The 16,654-nt window shown below is 53.1% G+C and carries 17 protein-coding genes and 1 tRNA gene; 10 read left to right on the top strand and 8 right to left on the bottom strand.

The features are described 5' to 3' along the window. Position 1: 1 nt before the first annotated feature. Positions 2–88, top strand: a tRNA-Leu gene (locus ABLU88_RS21780). 19 nt (positions 89–107) lie between these two features. On the opposite strand, the gene ABLU88_RS21785 is transcribed toward ABLU88_RS21780, so the two are convergent. Next, on the bottom strand, positions 108–347 hold the full coding sequence (locus ABLU88_RS21785; protein WP_049082693.1) for a DUF1435 domain-containing protein: 240 nt from the start codon (positions 345–347) through the stop codon (positions 108–110). A 263-nt stretch (positions 348–610) separates the two neighbouring features. Between ABLU88_RS21785 and ABLU88_RS21790 the strand changes: the two genes are divergently transcribed. Both ABLU88_RS21790 and fhuF read left to right on the top strand, forming a co-directional pair. Next, positions 611–1,657, top strand: a complete 1,047-nt coding sequence (locus tag ABLU88_RS21790) for a GGDEF domain-containing protein (RefSeq protein ID WP_025106869.1) — start codon at positions 611–613, stop codon at positions 1,655–1,657. Between the two features lie 107 nt (positions 1,658–1,764). Next, positions 1,765–2,553, top strand: coding sequence for a siderophore-iron reductase FhuF (gene fhuF, locus ABLU88_RS21795; protein WP_348837937.1), 789 nt, complete (start codon positions 1,765–1,767; stop codon positions 2,551–2,553). A 46-nt stretch (positions 2,554–2,599) separates the two neighbouring features. Here fhuF and ABLU88_RS21800 read toward each other — a convergent pair whose 3' ends face one another. After that, positions 2,600–3,943: a PTS sugar transporter subunit IIC gene (locus ABLU88_RS21800; RefSeq protein WP_025106871.1), complete on the bottom strand. Its 1,344-nt coding sequence runs from the start codon at positions 3,941–3,943 to the stop codon at positions 2,600–2,602. A 340-nt stretch (positions 3,944–4,283) separates the two neighbouring features. On the opposite strand from ABLU88_RS21800, the gene ABLU88_RS21805 reads away from it, so the two are divergent. Next, positions 4,284–4,736: a YbaK/EbsC family protein gene (locus ABLU88_RS21805; protein ID WP_348837939.1), complete on the top strand. Its 453-nt coding sequence runs from the start codon at positions 4,284–4,286 to the stop codon at positions 4,734–4,736. Positions 4,737–4,749: 13 nt separating this feature from the next. On the opposite strand, the gene bglJ is transcribed toward ABLU88_RS21805, so the two are convergent. From bglJ to pobA, 4 genes are all read right to left on the bottom strand, one after another. Further along, positions 4,750–5,430, bottom strand: a complete 681-nt coding sequence (gene bglJ, locus ABLU88_RS21810) for a DNA-binding transcriptional activator BglJ (RefSeq protein WP_025106872.1) — start codon at positions 5,428–5,430, stop codon at positions 4,750–4,752. Next, complete coding sequence (locus ABLU88_RS21815; protein ID WP_014227819.1) at positions 5,391–6,113, bottom strand: LuxR C-terminal-related transcriptional regulator; 723 nt, start codon at positions 6,111–6,113, stop codon at positions 5,391–5,393. Before ABLU88_RS21815 ends, bglJ begins: the two co-directional genes overlap by 40 nt. Positions 6,114–6,391: 278 nt before the next feature. After that, positions 6,392–7,261 carry a helix-turn-helix domain-containing protein gene (locus ABLU88_RS21820; RefSeq protein WP_064406235.1) on the bottom strand — a complete coding sequence of 290 codons (870 nt, stop codon included), beginning with the start codon at positions 7,259–7,261 and terminating at the stop codon, positions 6,392–6,394. 22 nt (positions 7,262–7,283) lie between these two features. Further along, a complete protein-coding gene (gene pobA, locus ABLU88_RS21825) occupies positions 7,284–8,468 on the bottom strand; it encodes a 4-hydroxybenzoate 3-monooxygenase (RefSeq protein WP_032747826.1) in 1,185 nt (394 codons plus the stop codon). Positions 8,469–8,751: 283 nt separating this feature from the next. Between pobA and ABLU88_RS21830 the strand changes: the two genes are divergently transcribed. The 6 genes from ABLU88_RS21830 (at position 8,752) to opgB (ending at position 14,489) form a co-directional block, all read left to right on the top strand. Then, on the top strand, positions 8,752–9,528 hold the full coding sequence (locus tag ABLU88_RS21830; RefSeq protein ID WP_025106875.1) for a threonine/serine exporter ThrE family protein: 777 nt from the start codon (positions 8,752–8,754) through the stop codon (positions 9,526–9,528). Further along, complete coding sequence (locus ABLU88_RS21835) at positions 9,519–9,992, top strand: threonine/serine exporter (RefSeq protein WP_004098364.1); 474 nt, start codon at positions 9,519–9,521, stop codon at positions 9,990–9,992. The genes ABLU88_RS21830 and ABLU88_RS21835 overlap by 10 nt, the downstream gene beginning before the upstream one ends. A 108-nt stretch (positions 9,993–10,100) precedes the next feature. Next, on the top strand, positions 10,101–10,640 hold the full coding sequence (gene dnaT / locus ABLU88_RS21840; RefSeq protein WP_009652817.1) for a primosomal protein DnaT: 540 nt from the start codon (positions 10,101–10,103) through the stop codon (positions 10,638–10,640). Positions 10,641–10,642: 2 nt separating this feature from the next. Beyond that, the gene (gene dnaC, locus ABLU88_RS21845) at positions 10,643–11,380 is read left to right on the top strand and encodes a DNA replication protein DnaC (RefSeq protein WP_014227813.1); all 738 of its coding nucleotides are present in this window, start codon (positions 10,643–10,645) and stop codon (positions 11,378–11,380) included. 65 nt (positions 11,381–11,445) lie between these two features. Then, positions 11,446–11,940 carry a DUF2501 domain-containing protein gene (locus tag ABLU88_RS21850; protein WP_014227812.1) on the top strand — a complete coding sequence of 165 codons (495 nt, stop codon included), beginning with the start codon at positions 11,446–11,448 and terminating at the stop codon, positions 11,938–11,940. Between the two features lie 257 nt (positions 11,941–12,197). After that, positions 12,198–14,489 (top strand): phosphatidylglycerol--membrane-oligosaccharide glycerophosphotransferase, encoded by a 2,292-nt coding sequence (gene opgB, locus ABLU88_RS21855; protein WP_348837944.1) that lies wholly within the window; start codon positions 12,198–12,200, stop codon positions 14,487–14,489. A 53-nt stretch (positions 14,490–14,542) separates the two neighbouring features. On the opposite strand, the gene ABLU88_RS21860 is transcribed toward opgB, so the two are convergent. Both ABLU88_RS21860 and ABLU88_RS21865 read right to left on the bottom strand, forming a co-directional pair. Next, positions 14,543–15,493, bottom strand: a complete 951-nt coding sequence (locus tag ABLU88_RS21860; protein WP_201993268.1) for an Rpn family recombination-promoting nuclease/putative transposase — start codon at positions 15,491–15,493, stop codon at positions 14,543–14,545. Positions 15,494–15,632: 139 nt separating this feature from the next. Further along, entirely contained in the window at positions 15,633–16,643 is a 1,011-nt protein-coding gene (locus ABLU88_RS21865; RefSeq protein WP_025106878.1) for an SIS domain-containing protein, read from the bottom strand. Positions 16,644–16,654 lie beyond the last annotated feature (11 nt).

Raw genomic sequence — 16,654 nt, forward strand, 5'->3', positions numbered from 1 at the left:
TGCGAAGGTGGCGGAATTGGTAGACGCGCTAGCTTCAGGTGTTAGTGTCCTTACGGACGTGGGGGTTCAAGTCCCCCCCCTCGCACCAATATTCTTACCCTTCCGTTTTATCCCATCAGCTTCAAATTGATTATTACCAGCATCATCCCACTGACCAGCGCCACGCATGATGGCAGCAGAACAAAGTGCCTTAGCTGACGGTGCCAAATCATCACCGCTGACATGAGCATTCCCAGCGTCACCAATCCGCGCCAGGCATCTACCGACAAATCGGCAAATCCGAGGACGGCAATCAGTACGCCAGGGATCAACACGCCCCATCCACTCCCTAAAGTTCGCTGCAACATGTTTTCGCCTCTCACAACGATAATGATAACCAATATCATATGGTAATTTTTATCATTTGTCATCCCGGGAAAATAGCGCGTCCTTATTCTTTACGTTTGTGGTAATGACATACATTCATGAAGGTGATAAATTAAGCGGCAAAAAATAATATATTAAATTATCTGATTATTTCGTAAAAACCTTATTTTGCGCACTGTTTTTTATTATTCACTTCAAACTAACATCACATTGAATTTTAACGATTAATAATGACAACTCCGACATGACTGCACAATCCTGGCGCTCCCATTACGAACAGAAATATCAGTATTCCTTACGGCTATTTTTACTGCTTAATTTAGTTTCATCCGTCTTATCCCTTGTCAGCCCGCTCTTTACCGTCATCACTTTTACATTACCCTGTTTTCTGATAGTTGCCTGCAGCACGGTCCTGCTGCTATGGCACTGTAAATTCTCTCAGCACAAAATAAATATTCCGGTTATTTCTCTGCTATTTGGCCTGCTTTGGGCGTGGCACGTTGCGCTAAAAGCAATGGTGATGGGGCCGCCGCATTTTAACTACCTGGTGATCGCCTTATTAAGCGTGTTATTTATTGGCACCATTGCTTTTTCCAGCAATATCATTGGCTTTACTTTGCACTCTTTACCCACATACCTTATCTGCCTGATTCTTGGCGGAGGAGAACAATGGCTGCGCATGTCCTGGTGCTTTCTGTTGCCTATTGCCGGTATCACCCTGCAAAGCCTTATTCAGAAACGCAGCGATGTATTCACGCAGGGGCTCATGGATAAGCTGCTGAAGGAACGCAATACCCTTAACGATCTCAGTATGTTGGATCCGCTTACCGGTTTGTATAATCGGCGGGGCTTACAAAACCGGCTGGACACCATTCTTTCTCTCGACGGCGCCGGGCATTACGTTCTGCTACTGGACATTGATCATTTCAAAGCCTACAACGACCACTACGGGCATATGATGGGCGACCAGGCTTTGATTCAGGTCTCCGCCGCCATTCGTAACGCCGTGCGCTCGCGCGACATCGTTGCCCGCTTTGGCGGCGAGGAGTTTATGGTGCTGTTGACCAGCAGCTGTGCGGAAAACGCCCTTCAGGCCGCAGAGCGCATCCGCCAGCGGGTCTACGATCTAAAAATCCCGCATATGTTTAATGAAAGCGTCGCGACCAACGTGACCATCAGTATCGGCATGACGCCGCTGATGGATGCGGATATCGACAGTGCGCTGAAACGGGCGGACAACGCGCTCTACGAAGCCAAAAATATGGGACGTAACATTATTCTCACCAGCTAGGCCTTTACCGCGCGGCAGGCGTCGCCGCGCGGACAAATCTCTTGCCAAGCCGGTGCCGCGGCATTAGTATCAGAAATCATTATCATTTAGATTTGTATCTGGCACCGATGGCTTACCGTTCACTTGCATTCAACAATGAGATCATCTGGCGGGCTCCGCTCCCTTCGGCTGAGCGTGAACTGGCGAACGCAATACGGGACAAGATTAACGCGTTACGTCCGCATCTGCTGGATTTTATCCGTCTGAATGAAGAAGCCCCTCACCATGCCCTCACCTTGGCTGAGTGGTCGCAGCCCGCGACGCTGAGTTCGTTAATCGCGACGTATTCTGACCATATTTATCGCAACCAGCCCGGGCAAGCCCGTGAGCAAAAACCGCTGCTATCCCTCTGGGCACAATGGTACATCGGTTTACTGGTGCCCCCTTTAATGCTGGCGCTGTTGAGTGAAGAACGCGCCGTTAGCCTGGCGCCGGAGCATTTTCGCGTCGAGTTTCATGAAACAGGCCGTGCCGCCTGTTTCTGGATTGATATCCATTCAGCAGGTACTTCCCCGGCAGAATCCGCGCAGTCCCGGATGGAAAAGCTGGTCACCACCGCTTTGCAACCCGTGGTGCAGGCGCTTGAAGCCACTGGCGATATCAATGGCAAACTTATCTGGAGCAATACGGGTTATTTGATTAACTGGTATCTCGGGGAAATGAGAACCCTGGTCGGAGATGAAAAAGTGGCCGCGCTGCGTCAGCTCTTCTTCTTCAACAAACAGCTATCAGGCGGTGAGGATAACCCGCTGTGGCGTACGGTGGTTTTACGTGAAGGGCAGCTCGTGCGCCGCACCTGCTGCCAGCGCTATCGCCTGCCGGACGTACAGCAGTGCGGGGACTGTACGCTGAAATAATCGATGGTGAAAACAAACGGGCGGCTATTCAGCCGCCCGTTTGTTTTTATGCCGTTTGCTGACTCTCTTCCGCCATGCGCTGCGCCTCTTCGGCCTCCTGCGCGAGCAGCTGTTTCTCGTACACCTTGAAGAACGGGAAGTAGATAATCGCCGAAACGCAGGCCAGGACGACCACCAGAATCGCCGCCCGGAAATCCCACCCCAGCGCCCACGCGCCGCCAATCGGCGCCGGAGCAGTCCACGGAACAACCGAAATCACCCGGCCGATAAGATCCAGCTTCATTGCCGCCCAGGCCAGTACGGCGTTAACCATCGGCGCCAGCAGGAAGGGAATAAAGAACACCGGGTTCATCACGATAGGGGTGCCAAAAATAACCGGCTCGTTAATGTTAAACAGGCTTGGCACCACGCTCAGACGGCCAATCGAACGCAGATGCGCGGAGCGGCTGCGCAGATAGCAGAATACCAGCCCCATCGTCGCCCCTGAACCGCCAATCACAATAAAGAATGTCCAGAACGCTTCCATAAAGATATGCGGCAGCGGAGCCCCCTGAGCCAGGGCCTGCTGGTTCATGCCGAGGTTAGTGAGCCAGAACATTTGCAGCATGCCGGAAACAATGGCCGCACCGTGGATCCCTGCAAACCACAGCAGGTGGCCCACCAGAACCGCCAACAAAATTGCGGGTAAGGAGTCCGCTGCGGAAACCAGCGGCTTAAAGATAGCCATAATCGCCTGAGGGATCAGCATATCGAAATGATGCTGAATAAGCAGGCTCAGGGGATAGAGCGTCAGGACGACAACCAGTACCGGGATCAACAGATCAAACGAGTTTTTGATCATCGGCGGCACCTGATCCGGCAAGCGAATACCGATATTATGCGCCTTCAGGAAGCGCATCATTTCAACGCAGTAGACCGCCACCAGAATCGCCGTAAATATGCCCGTTCCTCCCAGGCTATCTACCGGCAGGTTGCCGTTCGTTTTTGGCGCCGCCACCAGCAGGAAGGCCATGATCGACAGCATGGCGCACATAAAGGGGTCGAGCTGATTGGTTTTTTCGTAATGCTTGCCGAGGTTATAGGCGATCGCGGCGCAAATGTAGATCGACATAATGCCCATCGTCATATCGAACGGCGTCAGAATTCGTCCTTCAAACTCTTTTGCCAGATCCAGCCAGGCGCGGGCAAATCCCCATGTGGTATCCGGTGAAAACGGCGGATACGCAAATACCAGCAGAAAAGAGCCGACAATCATAAACGGCATGGCGGAGATAAAACCGTCGCGGATTGCCATAACGTGGCGCTGAGACGAGATGCGTCCAGCGACAGGGCTGATGTAATTTTCTACGAAGCGAAATATCAGATTAAATGCAGCATGGTTAGCAGACATAGCAGCCCTCCTGACAGGCTAGATGAACAGGCCCAACAACGATTATCTTGCCGTTATGATAAACCCGCTTCGGCGAGGGGGTTACCCAATCGGGTAGCCTGCTGGCCCGACTGCTCAACCAGGTTCGATTCATCTTCGGCTCTTTGTTATAGGTGACGCAGGGAAGTTACCTTGTCAGTATTCCTGTCTCCGTGAATAACCGCAACCGGTTACAGTAACCGGTTGCGGTGAATGTGAAGGAGATCCAGAAATTAAAAAGAATCTTGATTCTCTACCATGGATATTTACACTTTGCGAAGCTTGTGACAGATTTTTAACAAGCCTTAATCAGGAGATTCCAATGAGTCTGCAGTCCGTGCGGCAGTTTTTTACTGACCACGCCCCCGATATCGAAATCATCGAACTTACTCAGAGCACGGCCACGGTAGCGTTAGCCGCAGCGGCGCATAACGTTGAACCCGGGCAAATCGCCAAGACCCTGTCTTTAAAAATAAAAGAAAGGGTTGTTCTCGTTGTCGCGAAAGGCGATGCGCGCCTGGATAATAAAAAGCTAAAGGAAGCCTTTGGCGCTAAAGCCCGTATGCTAAATGAGGTCATTACGCTAACGGGACACCCCATTGGCGGCGTCTGCCCATTTGGCCTGGAAGTTCCGCTGGCTGTGTACTGCGATATCTCACTGAGGCAGTACCCGGAAGTGCTGCCAGCAGCAGGTTCAATATATAGCGCCGTTCGTATTTCACCTGAACGGTTGGCGCAGCTGACTGATGCTAAGTGGATTGACGTGTGTCTTTAACAGACCGCTGAGGTTACTGAGCAAGGCGCATCACCGTGGCATCATCATTATTCGCCGACAGGCGCATGAGTATGTCTGCCGCGCTCAGTAGTCCCATATCAGAACTGACGCCGAGCTTGGTCATGGCGTTAAACTTATGGGCCCGAATCGTTTTGATATTGCGTTCCAGCTGCGTCGCTATTTCCGGCAACGAGTAGCCATAAGACATATATCGCAGGATGGTATGTTCCGTTGGGCTCAAAAGTTGGCTATAGATACTCTGCTTTTGGCTTAACGAGCTCTCATTCGCCGGATAGCTACGATCGAGAAGCTGAAGCAAGCACTCCTGCAGCTGTAGCCGACAGGCCGATTTATTCAAAATACCGTGTAAGCGAGAAGGCGTCAGATGGCTGACCAAACGCATTTCCGCTTCATCATTAGCTAAGATAATTCTTTGCGTGTCGGGACAATAACGCGCGATCTCATGGAGAAAGAGCAAGCTTTCAAGTCGGGATCTGCGGTTACCTGAAAGTGAAAAAATAATCGCAGAAAAATCTCTCGCCTGAAACTCCCGTTTTAATGCCATCGTATCTTTAAAGAACTGAATACGATAATTCTTACCACTTTCATTAATTAATATGTGGCGAAGCGCCACTTCTGTCATCGCACATTTCTCTACGATAGCGACATATCTTGTTGTGAGGTCTTTTTCCATTCTGTTTGATCTCCATAGGCTGAATAAATATTCAGCTCCTTCATTCCCTGTGCACTATTAATCCAGGCATACATCTCTGCATTACTACGCAAAGATAAGCGGCGCATAGCACTATTTTTCTGCGCACTTATGGTTTTATTGCTCTTCTTCAATAAAGCAGCAATTTGATTAATTCCCCATCCTTTTGCAAGAAGCCTCAACACCTTACGCTCAGAAAGAGTCAGAATAACCAGCTTTTGCGGTTCTTCATCGATGCGTTCTACCTCAGGAGAGAACAACGTCTGGCTAATTCGTTCAGCGGCAAGTCCACCCGCGCGCACAACCTCAATGAGACGTTTTACCGGCTCGCTGTCCGAAATTAATGTACTTTCAGGACGCATTAATAATTGAACAGCTAACGGAAAACAGGCGTTGCCTACCATAAAGACCCAGTGTATATCCCTGTATTGAGTCATTAAAGAGTAGTAATGTTCGCAAATATTTCTTGGATGCTCTATTTCACCGGACAAGTCAGCAATGACTAACACTGCACGACGCAGCTGCAGCAGGGTTAGCTCATCCTGAGAACGACAAAAACTCAATTCATAATCAGGGAGATGCTCCCCAACGATGGCTTTTAAGCCGGACTGCATAACCGGTATTCTGCTGATAATAATGCCGAACTTACCTTGTCCTGGTAACATAAACCCTCCGCTTCCTGTCGAAGACTCACCGCCGGCGGAAAAACAATTGGATGCATAATTTAATAGTCATCGTAATTATTTTGCCCAAATGAATCTTTATCATCCCTGGCGGGTGCGCGATATCGCACCCTAAAGCCAACTTAATAATGAGGAGTAACATATTGCTGTTATCCATACCAATGATTAACATTAACACAGGTAGTTGTCATCAATAAATTAGAAATGGTTAACATCGTCGTTAGATACGCTAACTTAAGATATATTAAATAAAGATTTATTTATTTTATTTTTTTCCTAAATACTTTTGGTGATTCACCGCTATAGCGGCGAAAGAAGCGAGAAAAATAGGCCGCATCAGTAAACCCTAAGTAATCAGAAAGTTGAGCGATAGTCATGCTGGTGTACTGCAGGTTGCGACGCGCCTCAAGCATCAACCTTTGATGTAAAACTCCCAGTGCGCTGCAGCCATAAAATTCATGACACAAATAATTCAAATGAGTCGCAGACACCCCCACCTCCCTGGCATACCCGGCTAATGGCATATGTTCACGATAGTGGCTTTCGATAAGGCGCGAGAAATGACGCATGACGCTCCGCTTACGTTCCGCTTTGTCCTCCGTTATGAGCTGCGGTTGATATTGCCGATTCAGCCAGACCAACAGCGCTCCCAGCAGTGAATGAAGCATCATTTCGCGCGCATCGTAATCTTCGCGGTACTCCTCTTGCAAAGCGGTAAACAGCGCCCGGATATGGCCCCGGGAGCTCTTCACCGGCACGCAACGCGGTTGGCCGAGCACATCCAGCTGACTGCCAAACTGATTTTCAAGGCTTCCGAGCAGCGGCAGCGCCAGCGACAAAACGTAGCCCTCCGTACCCGGCGAAAAGCGAAATCCATGAATACATAGCGCCGGAACCACCTGAATACAGGACTCCGTCATCACGGTCGTCGCGCCTTCGATTTCAATCTCCGCCCGCCCTTTATGCAGATACAGTAGCTGCACCAGCTCTGCGTGCTGATGCACGCGGATATGCCATTCATAAAGATGGCTGCGCTGGAGTATGGACTCACAGTGCAGAAGATCGGGCGTTGGCCAGCCCTGATCTTCGCCATACAGTTTGAAAACGGGAATGGTACTCGCTGCCTGCATCACGACTCCAGAGCCTTTTCTATTACGCCACGCGTTCCATCGGCAGACCCACATAGTTTTCAGCGATAGTGGTTAACCCGGCGCGTGATTCAAGATAGTAGCGACGATCCGCCGCCTGCATTTTTCTGTCGAACTCGCTTTGTTGCGGAAAATCATGCAGCAGACGCGTCATAAACCAGCTGAATCGCTCACCTTTCCACACCCGATCCAGCGCCAAACGCGAGTAGCTGGCTAAGAGGTCAATACGGCCATGGTGATAATACTCACGCAGGATCCGCCAAAGATAGTTCACATCGGACGCCGCGAGATTCAGCCCCTTCGCCCCGGTAGGCGGTACGATATGCGCCGCATCTCCCAGCAGAAATAGCCTCCCGTACTGCATCGGCTCCACTACATAGCTGCGCAGCGGCGCGATACTCTTCTCAAGTGAGTGACCGGTTACTAACTTATTGGTCAGCTCATCAGGGAGACGCCGCTTGAGCTCAGTCCAGAAGCGTTCATCAGACCACTCCTCCACCTTTTCGCTAAGCGGTACCTGCAGATAATAGCGGCTTCGAGTTAGTGAGCGCTGACTACAGAGCACAAACCCCCGCTCGTGGTGGGCGTAAATCAGCTCCGGGTTCACCGGTGGCGTATCGGCCAGCAGCCCGAGCCAGCCAAACGGCCAGACGCTCTCGTACTCTTTCAGCACCCCTGCCGGGATGCTCTGGCGGGACACGCCGTGAAAGCCGTCGCAGCCGGCGATAAAGTCGCACTCAAGGCGGCAGTTTTCGCCATTGCTGATAAAAGAGACCGACGGTCGATCGCTTTTTGCCTCATTAATGGTGACATCGCTGACGCCATAAATCGTCGCTGCCCCGCATGCCTCCCTCGCCGCCATCAAATCCCGCGTCACTTCGGTCTGGCCATACACCATCACGCTTTTGCCTGCCGTCAGTTCCGTTAGCGGAACCGGTACGCGCTTGCCCTCAAACAAAAATTCGACGCCGTGATGGATCAGCCCTTCCGCATCCATTCGCCGGGCCGCCCCGGCTTCGCGCAGCAGTTCTACCGTTCCGCTTTCCAGAATTCCCGCGCGGATCCTCCCCAGCACATACTCAGGCGTCTGTCGCTCAAGGATGACGGTCTGAATCCCGGCGTGATGTAATAACTGCCCCAGCAGGAGTCCCGACGGGCCCGCTCCGATAATCGCCACCTGTGTTTTCATCGCATCGCCTCAGCATGGTTAATTATTTGTTTGTTTTTTGTTTATTAAAAGTTTGAATTTGCATTTTTGATAACTCTGATGGGAAAAAGAAGGGAGAAACGGGTGCAAAAATTGGACTTTTCACCAATCTTGCGGAAGTGTGGCAGAGTTCAAATTTCAGGGTTCCCGTAGAGCGGGTGGTTTTTTACACATTGTTTGATCCTGACCGCTCAGCTAAAACAAGACTTCAGGTAAAAGTAACGCCAGACACTACGGCAACGGGCATCACGGACAGCAGGTATTTATGCAAGCAGATCGGGCAACTCAGCGCGCTATCACGCGATTGTGTATTCAATGTGGTCTTTTCTTATTACAACACGGCGCGGAAAGCGCGCTGGTTGAGGAGCTCTCAACCCGTCTGGGTCTGGCCTTAGGGATGGATAGCGTGGAAAGCGCCATCTCTTCGAATGCGATTGTTCTCACCACCATTAAGGACGGGGAGTGTCTGACCTCAACGCGAAAAAACACCGATCGCGGCATCAACATGCACGTCGTCACGGAGGTTCAGCATATTGTGATTATGGCAGAGCATAAGCTGCTGGATTATAAGGATGTCGAAAAACGATTCGCGCAAATCAAGCCGCTGCGCTATCCGCGCTGGCTGCTGGTTTTCATGGTCGGCCTCTCCTGCGCCTGCTTTTGCAAACTTAACAACGGCGGCTGGGACGGTGCGCTGGTCACCTTCTGCGCCAGTACGGTAGCCATGTATATTCGCCAGGTACTCACCCATCGTTCAATGCATCCGCAAATCAACTTTTGCCTCACCGCCTTCGTCGCAACGACTATCTCCGGGCTGATGCTGCGCCTGCCGGCTTTCGCCAGCACGCCAACGATCGCGATGGCCGCCAGCGTGCTGCTGCTGGTACCCGGTTTTCCGCTGATCAACGCCGTTGCCGACATGTTTAAGGGGCATATCAACACCGGTCTGGCGCGCTGGGCCATTGCCAGCCTGCTGACGCTCGCCACCTGTATCGGCGTGGTGATGGCGATGACGATGTGGGGACTACGCGGATGGGCATAATTTTCTATCTCTACGAACTGGCGCTGGATATGATGCTGGCAGCCATTCCCGCCGTCGGGTTCGCCATGGTGTTCAACGTCCCGCAGCGGGCGCTGCGCTGGTGCGCGCTGCTGGGCGCTATCGGCCACGGCTCGCGCATGGTCATGATGACGGCGGGTTTTAATATTGAGTGGGCGACGTTTATGGCGGCCCTGCTGGTTGGTAGCATCGGTATCCAGTGGTCCCGCTGGTATCTGGCGCACCCGAAGATTTTTACCGTAGCGGCGGTGATCCCGATGTTCCCCGGCATCTCCGCCTATACCGCGATGATTTCAGCGGTGAAAATCAGCCATTTCGGCTACTCGGAAGAGATGATGATTATGCTGCTGAGCAACTTCCTTAAGGCTTCATCGATCGTTGGCGCATTATCCATTGGCTTGTCTATCCCCGGGCTTTGGCTGTATCGCAAGCGTCCGCGCGTCTAGCTAATCGCGCCGCCGGGTCGCCCGCGGCGCTCCTTCCTGAGCGACCTCTATGCTACTATGTGTGCAGCTACCCCTCTCTTTTTAGTTGTTCAGAGTTGAGATTGATTTATGTCTTCACGAATATTAACTACCGATTTTAGCGGTCTGGATGACTTCATGCAGGATCACGCTGCGGTACTGGCAAAATCGGCCAGCGGCGCCGTCGCCGTATTTGCCAACAACGCCCCCGCATTCTATGCGCTGACGCCGGAGCGTCTGGCGCAGCTGCTGGAGCTGGAAGCAAAACTCGCGCGTCCTAACAGCGATATTGCGCTGGACGCGCAGTTTTTTGACGAGCCGACGGCGACCCCCGTTGCGGTTCCGATGGGGAAATTTCCGATGTACGCCGACTGGCAGCCGGATGCGGATTTTCAGCGCCTGGCCGCGCTGTGGGGCATCGCCCTGAGCCAGCCCGTTACGCCGGAAGAGTTGGCGGCATTTGTCGCTTACTGGCAGGCTGAAGGTAAAGTCTTTCATCATGTCCAGTGGCAGCAGAAGCTGGCGCGCAGCGTACAGATTGGCCGGGCCAGCAACGGCGGCCAGCCGCGCCGGGACGTCAACGCGATTAGCGAACCTGATAATCACATTCCACGAGGATTCCGAGGATGAGCATGAAAAATGTCGGCGATTTAATGAAGCGCCTGCAAAAGATGATGCCAGCCCATGTCGAACCCGCGTTTAAGACAGGTGAGGAGCTGCTGGCATGGCAAAAAGAACAGGGCAAGCTGCGTTCTGAGGCGCTGGAACGCGAAAACCGGGCCATGAAAATGCAGCGAACCTTTAACCGCTCCGGCATCCGCCCGCTGCATCAGAACTGCTCGCTGGATAACTACCGGGTGGAGTGTGAAGGCCAGATGATTGCGCTGTCCCGAGCGCGCCAGTACGTCGAGGAGTTCGACGGCAATATCGCCAGCTTTATCTTCTCCGGCAAACCGGGTACCGGAAAAAACCATCTCGCCGCCGCTATCTGCAACGAACTGCTGCTTCGGGGTAAGTCGGTGTTGATTATCACCGTCGCCGATATCATGTCAGCGATGAAAGATACCTTTGGCAACCGGGAAACCAGCGAAGAGCAGCTGCTCACCGACCTGAGCAAGGTGGACCTGCTGGTGATTGACGAAATCGGCATGCAAACGGAATCACGCTACGAAAAGGTGATTATTAACCAGATCGTCGATCGCCGCTCTTCGTCAAAGCGCCCTACCGGTATGCTAACCAACAGCACCATGGACGAGATGAACAAGCTGCTCGGCGAGCGCGTGATGGACCGGATGCGGCTGGGCAATAGCCTGTGGGTTAACTTCAACTGGGACAGCTACCGCGATCGCGTAACCGGAAAAGAGTATTAAGATATTTCTGAACCCCGCCGGCGTTATAATCAGGGGATTATTCAGTCACGGCGAAGAGTACGTCTATGAAATCTGCAAAAACGTTGTTCCGCACGGCAATGGTGGCCGGCGCTTTATTGACCTTTGGCGCGCACGCCACCTCCTGGCAGGATTCGCTCTCCAGCGCCGCTAACCAGCTCAGCAGTCAGAGCGGAAGCCAGCAAAGCGGCGGTATGTCCCTCTCTTCGCTGACCGGTTTGCTCAACGGCGGCAGCCAGTCGTTGACTTCCAGCAGCATGAATAATGCCGCCGGGATTATGTCTTACTGCGCGAAACAGAAGCTGGCTTCGGTTACCAATACCGAAAACGTTAAAAATCAGGTTCTGGATAAGCTGGGTCTCAGCACGCCGGAAAAACAAAAAGAGGACACCAGCTATCTTGAGGGCCTTCAGGGCTTGCTGACCAGTAAAGACGGCCAGCAGCTGAATCTGAACACCCTTGGCAGCAGCCCGCTGGCGGAAAAAGTGAAAACCAAAGCCTGCGATCTGGTCTTAAAACAGGGCGTGAGCTTCCTCTCCTGATTTTATCCTCTTAATGCCGCGTTTGGCGCGTTACCCTTGCCTGCGCGGCGGCAACGTCTGTTTTTTAACATCTTTCCCCCAAATCCCCTGGCTGACTGGATGTGAGGCAGTTCAAAAACGGCGATTTCTAAACCAATTCTGAACCACAGCACAAATTCATGACGATACAATTGCGGCAATATTGCGCTGCAATTACAGTGTAGCGTGAAAAAAGATCTATCTGGCCAGCCGACAGCTGGCGTGAATGAGGATGAGCTGTGTCAGAGTTGTTATCCATCGCCCTGTTTCTTGCTTCGGTGATGATTTACGCATTAAAAGCCGGTCGTAATACCTGGTGGTTCGCCGCCACCCTCACGGTGCTGGGCCTGTTCGTTGTTCTGAATATTACCCTCTACGCCAGCAATTACTTCACCGGCGACGGTATCAATGACGCGGTACTTTATACGTTGACCAACAGCCTGACGGGCGCCGGCGTGGGCAAATATATTCTGCCGGGCGTGGGGCTGGTCGTCGCGCTGGTCGCGGTATTTGGCGCACTCGGCTGGGTGCTCCGCCGTCGCCGGCATCATCCTCATCACTTTGGTTACAGCCTGGTGGCGCTGGTTCTGGCGCTGGCGTCAGTGGATGCCAGCCCCGCCTTCCGCCAGATTAGCGAGTTGGTTAAATCCCAGTCCCGCGATGGCGATCCTGACTTTGCGGCTTACTACAAAGAGCCGTCAAAAAGCATCGCCAACCCGAAACTGAACCTGGTGTACATTTACGGCGAAAGCCTTGAGCGCACTTATTTTAATAACGATGCGTTCCCGAACCTGACCCCAGAGCTCGGCAAACTGAAAAGCGAGGGGCTGGACTTTAGCAACACCGCCCAGCTCCCCGGTACCGACTACACGATTGCCGGAATGGTCGCCTCCCAGTGCGGGATCCCGCTGTTTGCGCCGTTTGAAGGCAACGCCTCGGCCTCGGTTTCCAGCTTTTTCCCGCAGAATATCTGCCTTGGAGATATACTGAAAAACTCGGGTTATGAGAACTACTTTGTGCAGGGCGCTAATCTGCGCTTCGCCGGAAAAGACGTTTTCCTTAAATCTCACGGCTTCGATCATCTGTACGGCGCGGAAGAGCTAAAAACCACGGTCGCCGATCCGACCTATCGTAACGACTGGGGGTTCTACGATGATACGGTTCTTGATGAAACCTGGAAAAAATTCGAAGCGCTTTCGCAGTCAGGAAAACGCTTTTCGCTGTTTGCGCTGACGGTCGATACCCATCATCCGGATGGCTTTATCTCCCGCACCTGCCAGCGTAAAAGCTACGATATGGACGGTAAAAAGAATCTTTCGTTCAGCGCCGTCTCCTGTAGTCAGGAGCATGTCGCGGCGTTAATCGAGAAGATTAAAGCTTCGCCGTGGTTCAAAAATACGGTCATCGTGGTGTCATCCGATCACCTGGCAATGAAAAACAGCGCCTGGGACTATCTGAATAAGCAGGATCGCAGCAACCTGTTTTTCGTTCTGCGCGGCGATGAGCCCCGGCAGGATACGCTGGCCATCAAGCGTAATACCATGGATAACGGCGCGACGGTGCTCGATATCCTCGGCGGCGATAACTTTATTGGCCTTGGCCGCAGCAGCCTTTCCGGCGAGTCGCTCTCCGCCGTGTTCCTCAATATGAAAGAGAAGGTGCTGGCGTGGAAGCCGGATATCATCCGCCTGTGGAATTTCCCCAAAGAGATGAAGAATTTCACCGTGGATTCACAGAAGAATATGATCTCCTTCTCCGGCAGCCATTTCCGCCTGCCGCTGCTGCTGCGTATCTCCGATAAGCGCGTTGAGCCGCTGCCGGAAAGCGAATACTCCGCGCCGCTGCGTTTCCAGCTGGCCGATTTCGCGCCGCGCGATAACTTCGTCTGGGTCGACCGCTGCTATAAGATGGGTCAGCTGTGGTCGCCGGAAGTGGCGCTCTCCACCGACTGGTGCGTCTCGCAGGGCCAGCTGGGGGGCGAACAGAAAGTCCAGCGCGTCGACAAAGCCCAGTGGCAAGGTAAAACCGCGTTCAAAGATACCCTTATCGATATGGAGCGTTATAAAGGCAACGTCGATACGCTGAAGATCGTCGATAACGATATTCGCTATAAAGCCGACAGCTTCCTGTTTAACGTCGCCGGCGCGCCGGAAGAGGTGAAGCAGTTCAGCGGCATCTCCCGACCGGAAACCTGGGGGCGCTGGTCTAATGCCCAGCTCGGCAGTGAAGTGAAAATTGAATATAAAGAGCCGCTGCCGGAGAAATTCGATCTGGTGATTACCGCCAAAGCCTACGGGCCGAATGCCAATAAGCCGATTCCGGTACGGGTGGGCAACAGCGAACAAACGCTAACGCTGGCCAATGATGTCACCACCACCACCCTGCATTTCGATAATCCGTCGCGCAGCAGTACGTTGACGATTGCGCCGCCGGACCCGCAGTCCACGAACGAGGGCAATATTCTCGGCCACTCTCCGCGTCAGCTGGGCATCGGCATGGTTGAAATCAAAGTGGTGAAAAGCGAAGGATAAGCCATCGTGCCCGGCGGCTTTTTGCGCCGGGCCGTGGTGACGGTGGGTGGAAATTAGCTATGCAGCGGCTTTAGCTCATCCGCCGACAGTCCGGTAATCCGCTGTACCGTCTCGGTATCTAAACCGTTCTGCAGCATACTGCCGGCAATGCGCAGCGCTTCCCGCCGGCTCCCTTCCTGCAGGCCTTCCAGGCGCCCTTCTTGTCGGCCTTCCTGTATCCCTTCCTGCCTTCCCTCTTGCCGACCTTCCTGCTTGAGCTTTTGAGCGATAGACATCAACCTCTCCTCATAGTGTGGCAGACGGCGGGCCAACCGGCGGAGAAACACGCTCGGATCGGCGCTATTGCCGTACTGCAGCATATAATGAAACAGCACTCTTAACTGCCTGCGGTTAGTGTATCCCAGCATCACAAGGGTCGCCAACGACTCCGTAATCCCGCTGAGATCGCGCTGACGAATATGCTTTTGCATCAGCTCCAGCAGAGCGACCCGCCGGTGCTGAACGATTTCATCGTCCGGCATCACCGTTACGTCAACCAGCGGAAACGGGCAGGCGTACAGCGTCCTCGCCATCTGCGGGTCGGCAAATTCGTCCAGCCAGTTCAGGGAAAAGGGATAAGGACTGGTCGCGCCGTGATAAAAAAGCATCGGCACCACCAGCGGCAGCGTTTTGTGCCCGGCGTCGAGGTGCCGCTGCATCGCGGCAATCGCATAGCGCATCAGGCGAAAAGCCATATGGTTATCCGGCGAACTCTGGTGCTCTATCACCACATACACATATCCCAGGCCGCAGGGGGTTTGTACCGACCACAGTACGTCCGAATACCAGGCGCGCAGATCTTCATCAATAAAGCTCGCCGGCTCCAGCCGTAGGGTAGAAAAATCACACCGCTGGCGGATCGCTTCCGGCAGATGCAGCGTGAGAAAATCATTCGCCGTCTCCGGGTGGCGAAGAAATCGCTTAAAGACCGCATCGTGCGGCGTCGAGGTCATCCGTTTTTTCATGGCCGTCCGCTTGCCTGAAAGAGAAGGAAAGCCGGACTCTACCATCGGTTTTTACTTCGTTGGTTTTGGCGATGATTTTATGGGAAGCGCCTCGGAGAATCGCGCAGCGGCCAGCCCGGCTGGCCGCCATCAGCAAAGCTTAGTAATCAAACTGACGGTAATAACGGCGGATATTAAGGTCATGCCCGGTATGGTGTTCAAAATGGGCCGCCAGCCTGTCCACCAGCAGGGTGGAAACCACGCACGGCGCCATAATCCAGCGGAAAGCCTCATCAATGCCGTTCAGCGGATAGTCGCGCGGGTCAATCACCACCAGATGGTCGGTGATCTTCTCAGCGAAGCGTTCAACGCGCTCATCCAGCGCCCGGCATTTACCCTCGCCTTTGACCAGGAACAGCGGGACCTCTTTTTCCAGCAGCTCCAGGGTGCCGTGGAAAAACTCGGCTGAACTCACCGATTTGGTCCGCTTCCACTGCATCTCTTCGAGAATACACATTGAGAACAGATAGACCTCACCCCACATTTCCGCCCCGCCGATCCACATCATATAGTCGCAGCCGTGATACTGAGCGGCGATTTTATCCGCCTGCGGATCGAACTGGCGTTTGGCCTGCAGAAGATTTTCCGGCAGCAACTCCAGCTGGCGTGCAAAACGATCGTAATTCGCGAAATCACCGTGACGATAAATGACGCGGAAGAATAACCAGTAGAGCAGCATATATTCATATTCCACGCCGTTCTTGTGGCACATCGGAATATGCCAGCTCGCCGCCTCGGCTAATGGCGAATCGGCGTTACGGGTGATGGCCACCACGCGAATCCCCTGCGCTTTGCACCATTCGGCAATGGCCACCGACTCTTTGGTATCGCCGGATTTAGATAGCGTCACCACCACCGCATCTTTATTTAATTTTTTATGTCCGCGATGAATTAATTCCGCCGCCTGCTCAAGGTAAACCGGCACGCTGGTTAATTCTTTTGCAAACTCATTTATTGCCATCATCGGCGCCAAAGAACCGCCCACCGAGGCGAAAAATAAGGCACTACAGCCGCTCTGATAAATATCATCGGCAACGGTTTCCGCCTGTTTGCGCGCAGCGATGATCTCGCGAGCACTGGTCAGGTACTCGTCCTGATTAAAACCCAACATAGTTTTCTCCT

Origin of the sequence: Klebsiella sp. GW_Kp182, assembly GCF_040062275.1 — a bacterium.
GTDB lineage: Bacteria > Pseudomonadota > Gammaproteobacteria > Enterobacterales > Enterobacteriaceae > Klebsiella > Klebsiella michiganensis.

What these genes read in the sequence shown, in the direction of transcription:
- ABLU88_RS21785 (WP_049082693.1), bottom strand. Translation starts at nt 347, where the DNA reads ATGTTGCAGCGAACTTTAGGGAGTGGATGGGGCGTGTTGATCCCTGGC.
- ABLU88_RS21790 (WP_025106869.1), top strand. Translation starts at nt 611, where the DNA reads ATGACTGCACAATCCTGGCGCTCCCATTACGAACAGAAATATCAGTAT.
- fhuF (WP_348837937.1), top strand. Translation starts at nt 1,765, where the DNA reads ATGGCTTACCGTTCACTTGCATTCAACAATGAGATCATCTGGCGGGCT.
- ABLU88_RS21800 (WP_025106871.1), bottom strand. Translation starts at nt 3,943, where the DNA reads ATGTCTGCTAACCATGCTGCATTTAATCTGATATTTCGCTTCGTAGAA.
- ABLU88_RS21805 (WP_348837939.1), top strand. Translation starts at nt 4,284, where the DNA reads ATGAGTCTGCAGTCCGTGCGGCAGTTTTTTACTGACCACGCCCCCGAT.
- bglJ (WP_025106872.1), bottom strand. Translation starts at nt 5,430, where the DNA reads ATGGAAAAAGACCTCACAACAAGATATGTCGCTATCGTAGAGAAATGT.
- ABLU88_RS21815 (WP_014227819.1), bottom strand. Translation starts at nt 6,113, where the DNA reads ATGTTACCAGGACAAGGTAAGTTCGGCATTATTATCAGCAGAATACCG.
- ABLU88_RS21820 (WP_064406235.1), bottom strand. Translation starts at nt 7,261, where the DNA reads ATGCAGGCAGCGAGTACCATTCCCGTTTTCAAACTGTATGGCGAAGAT.
- pobA (WP_032747826.1), bottom strand. Translation starts at nt 8,468, where the DNA reads ATGAAAACACAGGTGGCGATTATCGGAGCGGGCCCGTCGGGACTCCTG.
- ABLU88_RS21830 (WP_025106875.1), top strand. Translation starts at nt 8,752, where the DNA reads ATGCAAGCAGATCGGGCAACTCAGCGCGCTATCACGCGATTGTGTATT.
- ABLU88_RS21835 (WP_004098364.1), top strand. Translation starts at nt 9,519, where the DNA reads ATGGGCATAATTTTCTATCTCTACGAACTGGCGCTGGATATGATGCTG.
- dnaT (WP_009652817.1), top strand. Translation starts at nt 10,101, where the DNA reads ATGTCTTCACGAATATTAACTACCGATTTTAGCGGTCTGGATGACTTC.
- dnaC (WP_014227813.1), top strand. Translation starts at nt 10,643, where the DNA reads ATGAAAAATGTCGGCGATTTAATGAAGCGCCTGCAAAAGATGATGCCA.
- ABLU88_RS21850 (WP_014227812.1), top strand. Translation starts at nt 11,446, where the DNA reads ATGAAATCTGCAAAAACGTTGTTCCGCACGGCAATGGTGGCCGGCGCT.
- ABLU88_RS21860 (WP_201993268.1), bottom strand. Translation starts at nt 15,493, where the DNA reads ATGAAAAAACGGATGACCTCGACGCCGCACGATGCGGTCTTTAAGCGA.
- ABLU88_RS21865 (WP_025106878.1), bottom strand. Translation starts at nt 16,643, where the DNA reads ATGTTGGGTTTTAATCAGGACGAGTACCTGACCAGTGCTCGCGAGATC.